This window comes from Curtobacterium sp. Curtsp22, assembly GCF_059492135.1.
Genome location: NZ_CP168519.1, coordinates 2,347,272 through 2,362,969 on the forward strand (window position 1 = coordinate 2,347,272; position 15,698 = coordinate 2,362,969).

At 72.9% G+C, this 15,698-nt stretch carries 12 protein-coding genes; 2 read left to right on the forward strand and 10 right to left on the reverse strand.

Going from position 1 to position 15,698, the window contains the following annotated elements; translation table 11 throughout:
- Window positions 1–45 precede the first annotated feature (45 nt).
- From ACEN8D_RS11315 to ACEN8D_RS11355, 9 genes are all read right to left on the reverse strand, one after another.
- Window positions 46–813, reverse strand: coding sequence for an SDR family NAD(P)-dependent oxidoreductase (locus ACEN8D_RS11315; protein WP_071302253.1), 768 nt, complete (start codon window positions 811–813; stop codon window positions 46–48).
- Window positions 814–824: 11 nt separating this feature from the next.
- Window positions 825–1,778, reverse strand: coding sequence for a 3-hydroxyacyl-CoA dehydrogenase family protein (locus ACEN8D_RS11320; RefSeq protein WP_070417413.1), 954 nt, complete (start codon window positions 1,776–1,778; stop codon window positions 825–827).
- Window positions 1,775–2,773, reverse strand: a complete 999-nt coding sequence (locus ACEN8D_RS11325) for a sugar phosphate isomerase/epimerase family protein (protein ID WP_071294266.1) — start codon at window positions 2,771–2,773, stop codon at window positions 1,775–1,777. The genes ACEN8D_RS11320 and ACEN8D_RS11325 overlap by 4 nt, the downstream gene beginning before the upstream one ends.
- Before the next feature lie 192 nt (window positions 2,774–2,965).
- Window positions 2,966–3,682 carry a GntR family transcriptional regulator gene (locus ACEN8D_RS11330; protein ID WP_413398987.1) on the reverse strand — a complete coding sequence of 239 codons (717 nt, stop codon included), beginning with the start codon at window positions 3,680–3,682 and terminating at the stop codon, window positions 2,966–2,968.
- A 50-nt stretch (window positions 3,683–3,732) separates the two neighbouring features.
- Window positions 3,733–4,734 (reverse strand): matrixin family metalloprotease, encoded by a 1,002-nt coding sequence (locus ACEN8D_RS11335; protein ID WP_413398988.1) that lies wholly within the window; start codon window positions 4,732–4,734, stop codon window positions 3,733–3,735.
- Between the two features lie 148 nt (window positions 4,735–4,882).
- Window positions 4,883–5,821 (reverse strand): GNAT family N-acetyltransferase, encoded by a 939-nt coding sequence (locus ACEN8D_RS11340; RefSeq protein ID WP_413398989.1) that lies wholly within the window; start codon window positions 5,819–5,821, stop codon window positions 4,883–4,885.
- A gap of 109 nt (window positions 5,822–5,930) precedes the next feature.
- Window positions 5,931–7,862: a S9 family peptidase gene (locus ACEN8D_RS11345; protein WP_413461389.1), complete on the reverse strand. Its 1,932-nt coding sequence runs from the start codon at window positions 7,860–7,862 to the stop codon at window positions 5,931–5,933.
- Entirely contained in the window at window positions 7,859–9,643 is a 1,785-nt protein-coding gene (locus ACEN8D_RS11350) for an N-acetylglutaminylglutamine amidotransferase (RefSeq protein WP_413399060.1), read from the reverse strand. Before ACEN8D_RS11350 ends, ACEN8D_RS11345 begins: the two co-directional genes overlap by 4 nt.
- The gene (locus tag ACEN8D_RS11355; RefSeq protein WP_413399061.1) at window positions 9,643–12,192 is read right to left on the reverse strand and encodes a glutamate--cysteine ligase; all 2,550 of its coding nucleotides are present in this window, start codon (window positions 12,190–12,192) and stop codon (window positions 9,643–9,645) included. The genes ACEN8D_RS11350 and ACEN8D_RS11355 overlap by 1 nt, the downstream gene beginning before the upstream one ends.
- A 127-nt stretch (window positions 12,193–12,319) precedes the next feature.
- Here ACEN8D_RS11355 and ACEN8D_RS11360 point away from each other — a divergent pair, with 127 nt between their 5' ends.
- Window positions 12,320–13,669 carry an alpha/beta hydrolase gene (locus ACEN8D_RS11360; protein WP_413399062.1) on the forward strand — a complete coding sequence of 450 codons (1,350 nt, stop codon included), beginning with the start codon at window positions 12,320–12,322 and terminating at the stop codon, window positions 13,667–13,669.
- Window positions 13,666–15,255, forward strand: coding sequence for a GMC family oxidoreductase (locus tag ACEN8D_RS11365; protein WP_413399063.1), 1,590 nt, complete (start codon window positions 13,666–13,668; stop codon window positions 15,253–15,255). Before ACEN8D_RS11360 ends, ACEN8D_RS11365 begins: the two co-directional genes overlap by 4 nt.
- Before the next feature lie 69 nt (window positions 15,256–15,324).
- On the opposite strand, the gene ACEN8D_RS11370 is transcribed toward ACEN8D_RS11365, so the two are convergent.
- Window positions 15,325–15,693, reverse strand: a complete 369-nt coding sequence (locus ACEN8D_RS11370; RefSeq protein ID WP_413399817.1) for a hypothetical protein — start codon at window positions 15,691–15,693, stop codon at window positions 15,325–15,327.
- Window positions 15,694–15,698: the final 5 nt, after the last annotated feature.

The following is a 15,698-nucleotide window of genomic DNA, read 5'->3' on the forward strand; positions in this document are numbered from 1 at the left end:
CTTTGCGAGCACGGTGCGGTGGTTGTGGAGGGGACGGTGGACCCGTCAGTGCATGTACAGGCCGCCGTCGACGTTCAGCGTCTGGCCCGTGACGAACCCGGCGTCCTCGCTGATGAGGTAGGCGATCGCGGCGGCGATGTCCCTCGGGGTGCCGATCCGCGGCAGCACGCCGTCGGCGGCCATCGCGGTCTTGCGCTCCTCGGTCAAGGTGCCGCCCATGATGTCGGTGTCGATCGGACCGGGGGCGATCGCGTTGACGGTGACGCCCTGCGGCCCGAGCTCGCGGGCGAGGCCACGGGTCAGACCGATCACGCCGGCCTTCGCGACCGTGTACGGGGTCTTGCTGAACGTGCCGCCGCCGCGCTGGGCGGAGACCGACGACAGGTTCACGATGCGGCCGTAGCCGTTCCGCACCATCGACTCCGCCGCCCGCAGGCTCGCGAAGTGCACGCCGTCGAGGTTGATCGACAGCACGCGGTGCCACTCCCCCTCCGGGAGGTCGAGGTAGGCGTGCGCCGAGGACACCCCGGCGAGGTTGACCAGGGCGACGATCGGGTCGAGCTCGGCCTCGATCGTGTCGAAGGCGGCCCGGACGGCGGTCTCGTCGGCGACGTTCGCGCCCACGCCGACGGCCCGGACGCCGTGCTGCTCGCGGATCTCGGTGGCGACCGCCGCGCTGGCGTCCTGGTCGAGGTCGATGATGCCGATGTCCCACCCGGCCTCGGCGAGGTGGTGGGCGGTGGCGCGGCCGATCCCCCGGGGCGATGCGGCCCCGGTCAGGACGGCGGTGCGGTGCTGCTGTTCGTTGTCCATGGTGTTCCGCCTCAGTGGATCGGTGCCGGGCCGAGCTCGTCGAGGAGCTTCTGCATCGCGACGTAGGCCTTGTTGCGGTAGGCGACGAGTTCCGGCGTGCGGTCGGCGGGCACCTCGAGGTACCCGGCGCCCGACTTCGTGCCGAGCTCGCCCGCGTCGACGTGCTGCTGCAGGGACGGCGGGGTCGCGAAGCGCTCGGGCCAGCGGGTCTGCAGCGACTCGAAGCAGAACGCGTAGACGTCGAGTCCGGCCATGTCAGCGATCGCGAACGGGCCGAAGAACGGCAGGCGGAAGCCGAACGTGGTCCGCACGATGGTGTCGATGTCGTCGGGGGTCGCGATGCCCTCGTCGGCGATCTTCGTGGCTTCCTCGAAGAGCGCGTACTGCAGGCGGTTCAGCACGAACCCGGTCGAGTCCTTCACCCGCGCGGACTGCTTGCCCGTGGCCGCGACGACGGTCTCGCCGACCGTGATCGCGTGCTCGTTCGTCGTCGGGTGCGGGATGAGCTCGACGCCGGGGATGAACGGCGCCGGGTTCGAGAAGTGCACGCCGAGGAACCGCTCCGGACCCACGACGGCCTCGGCCAGCGACTCGATGAGGATCGTCGACGTGTTCGAGCCGATGACCGCGTCCGGGCGGGCGGCCTCGCTGATGCGCCGGAGCGTCGCGTGCTTGATCTCGAGCTTCTCGGGGACGGCCTCCTCGATGAAGTCGGCCGAGGCGACCGCTTCCTCGATCGAGGCGGCGGCGCTGAGGTGGGCCTCCACCCGCGACACGGCATCAGCGGGGAACAGCCCGTCCGCGACGAACTGCTCCGTCTCGGTGATGAGCCGGGCGCGGTTGGACGCGGCGATCTCCGCCGAGACGTCGGCGATCCGGACGGTGTGACCGGCGAGGGCGAGGACCTGGGCGATCCCGCCGCCCATGTAGCCGGATCCGACGACGGCGATGTCGAGGGTGCTCATCGGGTGACTCCTTGCTTCGTCGCCCCGACCACCGAGGTGGCGAGGACGGAACGGATGTACTGCTGGTTGGTGGCGCAGACGCCGAGGCTGTCCCCGCCGTACTGCTCGGTCATGACGATCCCGCGGAAGCCGTCGGCGACCGCGTCGCGCAGGACCTGGCGGTAGTTGATGAGCCCGGCCTCCATGGTGCTCGGCGCGCTCGTCGCCCAACTGCCGTCGCCGGCCTCGTCCCGCGTGTAGTTCTTCACGTGCAGGTAGTTCGTGTACGGCAGGGTCTTCGCGAACAGCTCCTTCCAGTCCTCGACCGGACGGTGCAGGCGGATGAGGTTCGCGACGTCGGCGTTCAGCCCGACGTTGTCGAGACCGATCTCCTCGACGAGTCGGACGGCGCTGTCCGCGGTACCGAGGTAGGTGTCCTCGTACAGCTCCAGCGCCATCGGGAGTCCGACGCTCGCGGCGTGCTCGCCGAGTTCACGCAGACGGGACACGGCGGCGGCACGGACCTCCGCGTCGTCCGGGTCCTTCGGGCCCTGCGCGGTCCAGAACCAGAGCGCCTTCCGCTGGGCCTCGTTGAACGGCTGGTGGAGCCCCGTCGAGAACACCTGCATGCCCCACTCGGCCGCCGCGTCGATCGTGCGGTGGGCGTAGGCGAGGTTGTCCTCCTCGTGCCCGGGCTGGACGACGCTCTTGCGCTGCAGGTGCACCGACGGGATGCCGACGCCGTGCGCCTTCGCGATCGCGAACAGCTCGTCGCGGCGGGACCGTTCGAGGTCGGCGGGCCGGATGTGGCTGTCGGCGAGTTCGGCGAGCGAGAACCCGACGGCCTCGATCTGCGCGAACACGTCGTCCCACACGGCCGGGTCCGCGTCGTGGAAGGCGACGCCGTCGCGCGTCACCTGCGGGAACCCGTGCAGACACGTCGCGATCGGCCAGGTGTCGGCCGTCCAGCTGCTGGAGTCCCAGTCTTGGTCGACCCAGTCCTGCGGTGTGCTCACGGGATGCTCCTTCGCATGTCGGGGTTCGTCGTCGAACCTCTTTCCTATAGGAAAGATACTCCGTCGTCGGAGATTCGCAACCGATCGGACCAAACCCCTCGTCCGGGGGGCTCCGAAGGAGGGCGGGCACGGAGGATCAGGACGCCCGTCCCGTTGACCCGAACCTCGGGACGGGCGTCCGCCCGGGCCGGATCAGGCGGTGTGCGACGCGTCCGCTCGCGACCGGAGCCGCACGGCATCGATGTGGTGCCGCATCGCCGCGACCGCCGATGCGGGGTCCTCTGCCAGTGCGTCGAGGACGGCGCGGTGCTCCTGCACGGCACGGTCGGTGTCGTCGCCACCACCCTCGACGATCTGCCGCATCCGGTGGACGCGGGTCGTGATGATCTCGGACATCTCCTCGAGGAACGGGTTCCGCGTCGCGTCGAAGACGACCTGGTGGAACTGCCAGTCGGCCCGGAAGAACCGCGCCATCAGCTCCTCGGACGCCGCACCCGCACCGATCGCGGCGATCTCCTCGGCCACGGCCGCCTGCTCGGCGAGCGCCGTCGCCAACCGTGACCGCAGGGCGGGGACGTCGCCGCGCGCAGCCAGTTCGACGGCCCCCAACTCCACGATGAGCCGGGCGTCGAAGAGGGCCTCGAGCTGGTCGCCGGCGAGCGGCGGGGACACCCGGTACCCCTTGTTGGCCTCACGCGTGACGAGCCCGGTGCGTTCGAGCTGCACGAGCGCCTCGCGCACCGGAGTCGGCGAGACCCCGAGGGAGCGGGCCAGTCCGTCGATCGACAGGCGCATGCCCGGTTCGACGTCGTGCCCCATCAGGACCTCGAGCACCCGGTCGTAGACGCGGTCGCGCAGCCCGAGCTGGGTGATGCGCTCGGTCCCGAAGCCCGGCATCGTGGTCGACATGCATCGATCCTAGAGAATCCAGGATCACGGGCGCCTCGCCCCGGTCCGGATCAGTAGAGCGCGTCGATGCCGATCAGGTCGCCGAGGCCGAGGGTCCGCTGGCCGGTCTCGCACGTCGTCGACGCGGGCTTCATCACGAGGCCGCTCGTCGCCGCGGTGTGCCCGAGGCCGTACGCGTGCCCCCATTCGTGCGTGGCGACCCCGCGCAGGTCGAAGCGCTTCCCCGAGCAGGTCGACGCGGCGGACCAGTCGACCGACGTCGAGTAGCGCTGGTCGGCCTCGACCGCGACGCCCGAGCGCGACCAGACGCAGGTCACCGCGAGGGTCCCGGAGCGCAGCGATCCCCACCCGACCATGTTCGAGCCGTCGGACGCGCCGCAGCCACCCGTGGCGGTGACGCCCATCGCGCGCTTCCGGCTACCGAGGGGCGTGTCGGCTGCCGTCGACTTCACCGTCCGACCGCACGCCGACGTGGTCCCGGTCCAGGCGTCGGCACCGGCGCCGATGGCTGCTGCGCCGGACACCTTCTGGTTGTTGGGGTTGTAACTCCACTCGACGGTGTCGGCCCAGCGGAAGCCGAGCTTCGTGTACGCCGTCGCGGAGCAGCTGGACGTCCCGCCCGTGGCCGCCGACGACGATGCCGCTCCGCCCGTGGCCCGGAGTCCGGAACCGCCCGGGAGCGTCCGGTGCGCGAGGGCGGCACGCTCCTGACGGATGGCTGCCGGCGCCCCGGACCACTGGTCGTGCACGAGGACCGCGACGCCCGCGCGGCCGGTGTTCGTCACCGACACGTCCTCGTCGTCGGCACTGCCCGCTGCGCCGACCGGCATCGCGGAGACCGTCGTCCCGACCGGCGGCACCCGGAACTGCCGACCGTCCGGCAGCACGACCGTGCCGGACGACACGGCACACCCCGACGACAGCGCGGCGACGGTGATCCGGTCCCCGCGGCAGGACGGTGCGGCATCGGCGTGCGGGACGCCGACCGACGTGGTGACGACCGCGGCGAGCGCGATCCCGAGCACGACCGCCCCTGCGGTCACGGTGGACATCCGCACGTTGTCGACCCTCCTGGTCCCCTGTACCGGCAGCCCCCTGCCGGGCGCAGTCAGTGTGCGGAACGGGCTGCGGTGCGGTCAACCCCCCGAACTGGCCGTGCACGACGACCGAGGTCGTGCGCACCCCGCGCGACGATCGCGATCAGGGCACCTGCACGAACCGGAGTGCACCGCTCTCCCGCAGCCGGAACCCGAGGCGCTGGTACAGACGGATCGCCCCGGTGTTGCCGGCGGCGGCGTGCAGGAGCGGTGCTTCGTCCCGCGCCCGGATGCCGTGCACCACGTCGAGCACCAGCCGCCGTCCGAGCCCCTGCCCGCGGAACGCGGCGTCCGTGCACACCGCGCTGATCTCGGTCCAGCCCGGCGGGTGCAGGCGCTCCCCGGCCATCGCGACGAGGCGGCCCTCGCGCCGGATGCCGACGTAGCGCCCGAGCTCGATCGTGCGGGGCAGGAACGGCCCGGGCTTCGTGCGGGCGACGAGCTCGAGGATCTCAGGGACGTCGTCGGGAGTGAGTTCCACGGCTTCGGCGTCGGCCTCCCCCTCGACGTCCTCGCCGGTGAGCTGCACCCCACGCATGCCCTCGGCCGCGGGCCAGCCGTCCGGGACCGTCGCCGAGGTCCCGACACGGACCACGGCCCCGGGTCCGAGGAGCGCGCGCACGTCCTCCCAGTCCGCGGCAGTCGGTCGCTCCGGGATCCCGGTCCAGACCGACACGTCGGGCAGGTACCGCGCGATGTCGCCGCGACGCTCGGCGAACCGGGCGTGCTCGCCGTTCAGGGACGCGAGCGCGGGGTTGTCGAGCAGCCGGGTCGGGGTGCCGTCGTCGGCGATCGTGAGGTCGAGCGTCCGCACCGCCGCGCCGCGGGGGTCGCCACCGCGGAAGCCGAGGTCCTCGAGGCGACGCCGGTCCCCGTCCTCCCAGCCGGCCGTGTCCGCGACGACGGCGGCGGCGTAGGTGTTGCGGGCGTGGTCGACGACGGCCTCAACGTCCGTCGCGGTGGTCAGGACGACCGCTCCGGGTTGGGTCAGGACGACCGCTCCGGGTCGGGTCAGGTCGGTCGTCGGGGCATCGGTCGTCATGGGTCCATCCTGCGACGCCGCGGACACCGACCGCACATCGTTGCACCGCGTGACACGGCGCCCGGGGGCCAGCGGCCAGCGGCCAGCGGCCAGCGGCCAGCGACAGGCGCTACGCCAACCGCGCCGCCACGAACGCCACCATCCGCCGAACGAGCTCAGCGCGCGACGTGGCCCGCCGGTACTCGTGCCCCTCGCCCGCGAGCTCGAGGTACTCCACGTCGTGCGACCTCGCCGTGAGCGCCTCGACCACCTGGTGCGCCTCACCGATCGGCACGTTCGTGTCGAGCTCGCCGTGCACGACGAGCAGCGGCGCGGTGACGTCGTCGATCGCCCGCATCGGCGACAGCGAGTCGAGCAGCGCGGCGTCGTCCACGGGGTGCCCGTACTTCGTCGCGGCCGCCGAGGCGATCCACGGCTCGGTGTCCCGGTAGAACGTCGCGAAGTCGCTCATCCCGCAGACGGCGACCCCGGCCGCGAAGACGTCGGGGGTGAAGGCCAGGGAAGCGAGCGTGGCGTACCCGCCGTACGAGCGGCCCTCGACGGCGACCCGGGAGCGATCCGCGTACCCGTTCGACACGAGGAACCGCGCGCAGTCCACGACGTCGGCGAGCGCGTTCCAGCGCAGCCCGAGGTCGTCCGCGTGCACGAAGTCGCGTCCGTACCCGCTGGACCCGCGGATGTTCGGCGCGAACACCGTGATGCCGGCGGCGGCGAGCGCCTGGTGCTGCGGGGAGAAGGTGGGGCGCTCCTGCGACTCCGGCCCGCCGTGCAGGTGGACGAGCGCTGCGCGCGGCTCGGGAGGCACGGCACCGACGTCGGGACCACCACCGGTCGACGACGTGGCCGGCTCCACCGCCCGGTACAGCCAGCCGGTGATCTCCAGTCCGTCGCGCGCCGCGAAGCGCTCGAGGGTCGGCTCGACCAGCGGCACGTCCGGCAGCCCGGGGACGCCGGTGACCCGGCTCCACGTCAGCGCGTTCGTGTCCAGGCGCCAGAGCTCCCGGGGCCGCAGGGGTCCCTCGACGGCGAGCAGCACGCTGCGCCCGTCGCGGCTGAGCACCGGGTCGGTGACGACGTACCCGGGCAGGTCCGGCACGGGCGTCCGCGAGGCGTCGTGCGTGTTGATGAGGTCGAGTTCGCTCCGGCCGTCGACGTTCCAGACGAGCAGCAGGGTCCGGCCGGCGTCGTCGGCGTCGAGGTACTCCAGTTCGGCGTCGTCGCGCTCGCTGATCCGCCGGGGTGCGCCGCGCCAGCCGTGCGGGCCGACCGGCTGGGCGACGAGCCCGCGGCGGGGCAGCCCGGCCTCGGTGGCGACGTAGGCGACGAGCGGACTGGTCTCGCTGGCGGGTGCCGGTCGGAGGAAGGCGATCTCGGCCGAGCCGTCCGGCGAGTCGGCGAGCAGCGCGTGGCTCTCGTCGGTGAGCCGGTCGACGACCACGACGAACTCGTGGCCGCGTTGCCCGTCCCGGAGCACGACGAGGCGCTCCTCGACGCTGAGGTCGAGGATGTGGATGAGCTCCCCCACCGCGAGGTCGTCGCGGTCGCCGGAGACGGGGTCGACGAGGTACGAGCGCGCGGGCTGGTCGGCCTCGGTGGACGGCAGGGTGATGACGACCCGGTGGCCGCTGCGGCTCCACGGGCCGAGTTCGGCGTGCTGGTACCGCGACCCGGCGATCTGCGCGGCGTCGGTGCCGTCGGGTCGGACCACCCAGACCTGCTGCTTCACGCCGCCGTCGGTCGCGATGGCCATGGCGAGCCACTCCCCGTCTGAGGACCACGTCACCCGGATCACGGGGTCGTCGGACAGCCGGATCCGCACGGGCTCGGGTGCTTCGTCGCCGACGACGACGTCCTGCACGAAGACCTCGGGGGTGCCGTGCCGGTCGCTCACGAACGCGACGCGGCGGGCGTTCCGCGTCATGGTGGGCCCCCACGATCCCCACGCCGCGACGAGGCGCTCGCCCAGGTCGGCCGCCTGCCGGGCGCGTGCCGACGGCTCGAGGTGGGTCGCGCCTCCTGGCCGCACGGCGGGCCCGCTCACCGCACCCCCTGCTGCTGCAGCCACATCTCGATCAGGCCGAGCTGCCAGAGCGCGTTCGCGCCGATCTCGGTCCGCGTGCTGTTCGGGTCCTGGAGCATCCGCTCGACCGTACCCGGATCGAAGAGCCCGCGCTCCCGCGCCTCCGGGGCGTGCAGCGCCTGCCGGACGCGCTCGAGGTACGGACCCTCGAGCTGCCGGATCGCCGGCACCGGGAAGTACCCCTTCGTCCGGTCGATGACGGCGTCGGGGACGATGCCGCGGGCCGCGCGCTTCATGACGCCCTTGCCGCCGTCCGCGAGCTTGAGCTCGGGTGGGATCGCGCCGGCGAACTCGACGAACTCGTGGTCGAGGAACGGCACGCGCGCCTCGAGTCCCCACGCCATCGTCATGTTGTCGACGCGCTTCACCGGGTCGTCGACGAGCATCGTCATCGTGTCGCTGCGGAGCGCGGCGTCGACGCTGGTCTCGGCGCCCGGCACGGCGAACGCGGCGTCCACGAACGCCGAGGGCGTGTCGTCATCGCTCCGCCAGCGTTCCCCGAGCAGGGGTTGGAGTGCCGGCCACCGGCGGTCCATGAACACCGAGCGGTAGACCTCGGCGGCCTGGTCCCGCGGGACGGACGCGAGCGGCGGGTACCAGCTGTAACCGCCGAGCACCTCGTCCGCACCCTGCCCGGACTGCACGACCTTGACGTGCTGCGACACCTCTTCCGAGAGCAGGTAGAAGGCGACGCAGTCGTGGCTGACCATCGGCTCGCTCATCGCGCCGATCGCGCCGTCGATGCCGTCGAGCAGGCGCGACGACGGGATGCGGATGCGGTGGTGGTCGGTGCCGAAGTGGCGCGCGACCTCGTCGGAGTACTCGAACTCGTCGCCGGACTCGCCACCGGCCGACTCGAAGCCGATGCTGAACGTGGCGAGGTCCTGCTGCCCGGCCTCGGCGAGCAGTGCCACGACCAGCGAGGAGTCGATCCCGCCCGAGAGCAGGACGCCGACCGGCACGTCGGCGACCATGCGGCGCTCGACCGCGGTGCGGAGCTTCGCGGTGAAGGCCTCCTGCCAGTCCTGGTCGGTCCAGTCGGCCTTGTCCGGGTCGCGCTCGAAGCGGGGCTCCCAGTACGTCTCGTCCCGGGAGGTACCGTCGCGCTCGATGACCCGGACGGTCGCGGGCGGCAGCTTGCCGACGCCGGACAGGATCGTGCGTGGCGCCGGGACGATGGAGTGGAAGGTCATGTACGACGCGAAGGCGACCGGGTCGATGCTCGTGTCGATGCCACCACCGGCCAGGACAGCGGGCAGTGAGCTCGCGAACCGCACCCCGCCGGGGACCTCGGCGACGTAGAGCGGCTTGATGCCGAGCCGGTCGCGGGCGAGCACGAGCCGGCCGCTGGCGTGCTCCCAGATGGCGATCGCGAACATCCCGACCAGGTGGTCGACGAACCGGGTGCCCCACTCGGCGTAGGCGGCGAGGATGACCTCGGTGTCCGAGGTCGAGAAGAACTCGTGGCCACGGCCGCGCAGCTCGTCGCGGAGCTGTCGGTAGTTGTAGACCATGCCGTTGTAGGCGATGGTCAGTCCGGCACGGGGGTGCACCATCGGCTGCGCGCCCGCGGTGGACAGGTCGACGATCGACAGCCGTCGGTGCCCGAGCGCGACCGGTCCGCGTGCCCACAGCCCGTCGCCGTCGGGGCCGCGGTGCACGAGGCAGCCCGTCATCCGCGCCACGGCCGCGACGTCCGGCGCCGTCCCGTCGAACCGGAGTTCTCCCGCGAGTCCGCACATCAGCTGTCCCCTGCCGTTCCGGTGATCCAGGTGTCCTTGGCGCCGCCGCCGCGCGAGGAGTTCACGACCATGCTCCCCTCCGGCGCGACCCGCGTGAGCGCGACGTCGGCGAGGTGGGTGTCGTCCGGCCCCGTGCCCGTGACGTAGACGAAGGCACGCAGGTCGACGTGCCGGGGGTCGAGGCCGGCCGGGCCGATGGTCGGGTGCGACGACAGCTGCACGACCTCCTGCCCGACCCAGCGGTCGGGGTCCGCAGCGATCGCCCGGCGCCGCTCGGCGACCTCGGGAGCGCTCGCGCTCGGACCGATCAGGACGTCCCGACCGCCCTCGCCGTCGACGGGCTTCGTCACGAGCTCGCCGACGCGGTCGAGCACCGAGAGCCGTTCGCCCTCGATGCTGGTCCGGTACGTGGGGACCGAGTCGAGCAGCGGCTTCTCGTCGAGGTAGTACCAGATGAGGTCCGGCACGCTGACGTACATCGCCTTGTCGTCGACGAGCGCGTTGCCCGGCGCGTTCGCCAGGTGCACACCGCCGGCCTCGGCGACGTCGAGGATGCGCGCGCCGAGGTCCGGTGCGTGCTCCGCCGCGAGCGCGCTGACGTCGCGGTCGATGCGCAGGTACAGCCCGTGCAGCACGTCACCCGTCCGCGCCTCGACGACGTGTCCGTCGCGGACGTCCAGGTCCGAGCCGGCCAGGAGGCGCAACCCGGCCCCGTCGGCCAGCCTGCGGTGCTCGAACCACGCGCCGGCGGCGGGGCCGTCGCTGATCAGCGCGATCACCGGGTCCGGTTCGCCGGTCACGGCGGTCGCGTTCGTGCGGAGCGTGTCGCGGAGGCGGTCGACCACCCCGTGCGGGTCGAGCAGGTGCTCCGGCCGTGGGGCGTCAGGCACCACCTCGTCCATCAGCTCGCGGAGCGCGATGCCGTACGCGACGCCGGAGGGCGACCGGACGTTGTCCTCCAGCACGCGCCACCCGCCGAACTCGTTCCGGACCAGGTCGAACCCCATCACCGGCGCACGGACGGCGTCCTGCGGCAGCCGGGCGGCCGCCGGGTCCCACCCGTTGGCCCCGACGAACTGGTGCTCGTCCATCACGCCGTCCGCCACGATCCGCCGGGGACCGTAGGCGTCGCGGAGGAACAGCTCGATCGCGCGGGCGCGCTGCCCGAGGCCGACGGCGAGCTGGCTCCACTCGTAGGCGCTGACGGTCCGCGGGACGAGGTCGCAGCCGAACGCCTGGACGCCGCCGTCGACCACGAAGCCGACCTCGTGCTCGCGGGTCCAGGTGTCGCGGGCGGCGCAGCGTTCGATGGTGGTCTCGGCGTCCCACCCGCGGAAGAACACCGCGAGGTCGCGGAACGCGGGGCGGGGCCGGGCTCCCGGTCCGACGGCCTCGTCACCGGCGCGGACGCGGTACGACGGCAGCGTCACGGTCGGGTGCTCGGTGCGGCCGGAGGGCGTCCCGGCGGTGTCCTCGACGACCGAGGCCACGACGTCGTCGAGCTCGCCGCGCTCGGCGTACGCGGTGCGCTGCCGGTCCGTGGAGTTCCCGCGGGCGAGGGTGTCCTCGACGAGCTCCGCCACCGTGCCCCAGTCGCCGAGCTCCTCGAGCTCCGGACGGAGCCGTGAGACGAGCTGGCGGACGGCGGTCTCGGCGGGCAGCCGCTCCGGGTGCTGCCCGAGCCCGAGCAGTTCGCCGGTCAGGCCACCGCGGGCGGCCTGCCACATCGCCGCCCGGTGCAGGGGCTCGCTGCGCGGTCGCCACTCGGCTCCGGACTCGACCGCCTTCTCCGCCTTGCGGACGGCGGCTCGGAACAACCCGGCGATGAGCACGGCGTCGTCCACGATCGGCGTCGCGTCGCACACCCGGAGCTCGAGCGTCGGGGCGTGCGAGGACGGCCGCACGTCGAAGTACGCCATCTTCTTGTCGGCGATCACCCCGGACGCGATGAGGTCGTCGAGCATCGCGTCGTACTCGGCGGCGTCCTTGACACGCCCGAAGCTGCCCGCCGAGGGCCAGCGCTGCCAGATGATGCTGCGGAACGACGAGTAGCCGGTGTCCTGCCCGTTCCAGAACGGGCTCGACGCGCTGAGCGCCAGCAGCACGGGCAGCACCGGGGCCACCCGCTGGGCGATCTGCACCGCCAGGTCGCGGTCGCTCACACCGACGTGCACCTGCAGGCCGCAGATGAGCTGTTCGTCGACGAGCATCCGGTACTGCTCCTGCATGCGGCCGTACCGTCCACCGGAGGTCAGCTCGAAGTCGGCGTACTCCGACCGCGGCGCGGTGCCGGCGGCGGCGATCGTGACCCCGGCGGGGGCGATCGCGGCGCTCAGCTCGCTGCGCAGGTCGACGATCACCCGTCTCAGGTCGTCGAGGGTGCGCACCACGGGGGTGTTCGTCTCGATGGTCGTGCGCTGGAGTTCAGCGCCGAACCGGTCGGCGGGCAGTTTGGGCAGAAGGCGCGGGGCCTTCGCGGAAAGTCGTCCGGAATCGAGGTCGATGAGGTGCAGTTCTTCCTCGGCGCCGAGCGTCAGCTCTGCACTCATGGGCCGAACCTATCGCCGCACCTTGTGGAAGGCCCCGCCCGACGGCAGATCGTCGCATGCTCGAAACAATGCCGCACGGGGTACACCCCGCTGGGAGCGCCGGCGCTGCGGCACGTAGGAACGAAGGATGCCCACCACCGTGTTCTGCCTGCACGCCCTCGGATCGAGTTCCGAGGAGTTCGTCGGGCTGCGGTCCCGCCTCGCCGGAACGCTCGACCTGGTCGGCATCGACCTGCCCGGGTTCGGCACCAGCACGGCCGCGACCGGCACCACCGTTGAGGAGATGGTCGTGCTCGTCGAGCGTGCGATCGGCCGGAGCGGCGTGACCGACTGGGCGCTGATCGGGCACTCGATGGGCGGGAAGGTGGCGTCCGTCGTCGCCTCGCGCACCGTCGACGGCAGCAACGGCCTGTTCGGCCTGCGCGCCGTGGTGCTGCTCGCCGCGTCGCCGCTCTCCCCGGAGCCGATGGACGAGGAGCGCCGGCAGACCATGCTCGACTGGGCGTCGGACGGCGAGATCGGCCCCGACGAGGCGGATGCGTTCGTCGACGCCAACACCGCGTCCCGCCTCGACCCGGAGCCGCACGCGATCGCCGTGCACGACGTCGAGCGCGCGGTCCCGCAGGCCTGGACCGACTGGCTCGTCCGCGGCAGCCGCGAGGACTGGTCGACCGTCTTCCCGCCGAACCCGGTCCCCGCCCTGGTGCTGGCCGGCGCCGAGGACGGCGACCTCGGCCCCGCGGCCCAGCGGACGCTGAACCTGCCGCACTGGACCGCGGGCGAGTTCGACGCGGTGCCGGACGCCGCGCACCTGCTGCCGTGGGAGCAGCCCGACGCCGTCGCCGACCGCATCCGCGACTTCTGGCACCGTCGGGTCGACCACGGTCCGCTCGTCCCCGCCGAGACCGCCCGCGTCATCGCCTCACCCCGCGTGAGCGCACGGACCCGCGGCATCCTCGCCGTCCGAGCGCTCCCCGACGCCCCGGACCGCGACCCGCGTGCCCTCACCCGCGAGCAGCTCGACACGTTGCGCGCCGTGGCCCGCGTCGTCGTCCCGCAGCCGGGCGACCGCCACCTCGACCTCGCGCTCCGCGTCGACGACCAGCTCGCCGACGAACTCGGCGACGGCTGGCGACCGGACGGCCTGCCCGCCGACGTCGAGGCCTACCGTGCCGGACTCGACGCACTCCGCAGCGAGGCCGCGCAGGGCGACGAGCACCTCGCCGAGGTGCTCGACGCGGTCACCGCGGGCGAGTACACACCGACGACGGGCCCGCTCGACGGTTCGCAGCTGCGAGCCTGGCTCGAGGACGCCAGCGTCGACCTCGCCAAGCAGTGGATGGCACACCCCGCGACGATGGCCGCGGTGGACTACGACGGCTTCGCCAACGGCGGCGACGGGCTGCGCAAACAGGGCTTCCTGCTCCTCGGAGCCGGCGAGCGCGAAGCATGGGAACCGACGGGAGCCGGACGATGAGACTCGACCACCAGCGCCACCACAGCGAGGACGAGGTCGTCGACGTCGTCGTCGTCGGGACCGGCGCGGGCGGCGCACCGCTGCTCGCGACCCTCGCCCGCCGCGGCCTCAGCGTCGTCGCGCTCGAGGCCGGCCCGAACACCGACCCGGAGCAGTACACGCCCGACGAGGTCGAGGCGCCCGGGGACATCAACTGGATGAACGAGCGGATCAGCGGCGGCAGCGCCCCGACCGCCTTCGGCCCGAACAACAGCGGCACCGGCGTCGGCGGCTCGACCCTGCACTGGGGCGCGTTCACACCGCGGCCGAACCAGCACGACATCCGGCTCCGCACCGACTCCGGGCGGGGCGAGGACTGGCCGATCGACCACGCCGAGCTCACCCGCTGGATCGAGCAGGCCGAGCACGACGTCGGCGTCGCCGGACCCGCGCACTACCCGTGGGACCCGGAGCGCCGCTACCGCATGGGCCCGCCGCCGCGGAACGCCTCGTCGGACATGATGATCCGGGGTGCCGCCGCCGTGGGCATCACCGCCACGGACGCCCCCGTCGGCCTCACCACCGAGGACCGGCACCAGGAGCACCACGGGCTCCGCCAGGCCTGCGTGTCCTGCGGTTCCTGCCACCAGGGCTGCCGGAACGGGGCGAAGGTGTCGATGGACACCACCTACCTGCCCGCCGCCGTCGCGTTCGGTGCGGAGATCCGCGCCGAGGCGTTCGTGCACGGCATCGAGCTCGACGCAAGGGGCCGGGTCGAGGCCGTCGTCTACCGCCAGGACGGCCGCGACCACCGGCAGCGCTGCCGCACGCTCGTCCTCGCCGCGGGTGGCATCGAGACCCCGCGCCTGCTGCTGCACACCGGGATCGCGAACAGCAGCGGCCAGGTCGGCCGGAACTTCACCGCGCACGGGGCCACCCAGGTCTGGGCGACCTTCGACGAGTCGATGCGGTCCTACCGCGGGTACCCGTCGTCGATCATCACCGAGGACTTCGTCCGCCCCGCCGACGCGGACTTCGCGGGCGGCTACCTCATCCAGAGCCTCGGTGTGCAGCCGCTGACGCTCGCCACCTCGCTCGTGCGGGGCGGCGGGCTCCGCGGTGCCGCGCTCGTCCGGGCGCTGCAGGACTACCCGCGGATGGCCGGCGTCGGCATCAACGCCGAGTGCCTGCCGTACGACGACAACCGGCTCGTGCTCGCCGACGAGGTCGACGCGAACGGGGTGCCGAAGGCCCGCGTCACGTTCTCGCCCGGGTCGAACGAGGAAGCGATCACCCGCCACGCGGTCCGCACGATGACCGCGATCGTCGAGGCAGCGGGCGGCACGGACGTCCGGGTCCTCGACCGCACGGCGCACACCGTCGGCACGGCACGGATGGGCACCGACGCCGGGAACTCGGTCGTGGACGCCGCCGGCCGGTCGTGGGACGTGCCGAACCTGTGGGTCGTGGACAACTCGGTGTTCCCGAGCTCCCTCATCGCGAACCCGGCGCTGACGATCATGGCGCTGTCGCTGCGCACCGCCGACCGGCTGCTCCGCGACGACGCCTCCGCCGACCGCGAGCAGGCCGCGACCGCCGTCGCCTGACGCGCGAGCCGGGGGACGGGAGGCGCGGTGCGGGCTCGCACCGCGCCTCCCGTCCGTCATCGGTGACGGTCAGTCGTCGGTGGGTGCCCGGTCCTCGATCGGCACCACGACCGGATCCGCCCGGCGCGCACGCATGCGCGCACGGCGGTCGACGTCGAGGTCGTCCTCCGGTGGGTCGTTCGCGTCCGATCCCACGAGCCAGGTGAGCCCGCGCAACCCGCGCCGGTCGTCCGAGACGAGTGCGATCGACCAGAGCGCGCCCTCGTGCTCGGCGGCGCGGCGCTGGGCCCAGTCGACGGCCTGCAGGACGTCGGCCTCGAGCAGGTCGGTCGTCTCCGTCGCGAACACATCGCCGTCGGGGCGCTGGACGTACACGCGGAAGCGCGGGCGTGGGTCCTCCCACGTGCTGTCGCGCTCGTCGACCTCGATGACGTCCATCCCCC

What these genes read in the sequence shown, in the direction of transcription:
- ACEN8D_RS11330 (WP_413398987.1), bottom strand. Translation starts at nt 3,682, where the DNA reads ATGTCGACCACGATGCCGGGCTTCGGGACCGAGCGCATCACCCAGCTC.
- ACEN8D_RS11355 (WP_413399061.1), bottom strand. Translation starts at nt 12,192, where the DNA reads ATGAGTGCAGAGCTGACGCTCGGCGCCGAGGAAGAACTGCACCTCATC.
- ACEN8D_RS11360 (WP_413399062.1), top strand. Translation starts at nt 12,320, where the DNA reads ATGCCCACCACCGTGTTCTGCCTGCACGCCCTCGGATCGAGTTCCGAG.
- ACEN8D_RS11320 (WP_070417413.1), bottom strand. Translation starts at nt 1,778, where the DNA reads ATGAGCACCCTCGACATCGCCGTCGTCGGATCCGGCTACATGGGCGGC.
- ACEN8D_RS11350 (WP_413399060.1), bottom strand. Translation starts at nt 9,643, where the DNA reads ATGTGCGGACTCGCGGGAGAACTCCGGTTCGACGGGACGGCGCCGGAC.
- ACEN8D_RS11340 (WP_413398989.1), bottom strand. Translation starts at nt 5,821, where the DNA reads ATGACGACCGATGCCCCGACGACCGACCTGACCCGACCCGGAGCGGTC.
- ACEN8D_RS11370 (WP_413399817.1), bottom strand. Translation starts at nt 15,693, where the DNA reads ATGGACGTCATCGAGGTCGACGAGCGCGACAGCACGTGGGAGGACCCA.
- ACEN8D_RS11335 (WP_413398988.1), bottom strand. Translation starts at nt 4,734, where the DNA reads ATGTCCACCGTGACCGCAGGGGCGGTCGTGCTCGGGATCGCGCTCGCC.
- ACEN8D_RS11365 (WP_413399063.1), top strand. Translation starts at nt 13,666, where the DNA reads ATGAGACTCGACCACCAGCGCCACCACAGCGAGGACGAGGTCGTCGAC.
- ACEN8D_RS11315 (WP_071302253.1), bottom strand. Translation starts at nt 813, where the DNA reads ATGGACAACGAACAGCAGCACCGCACCGCCGTCCTGACCGGGGCCGCA.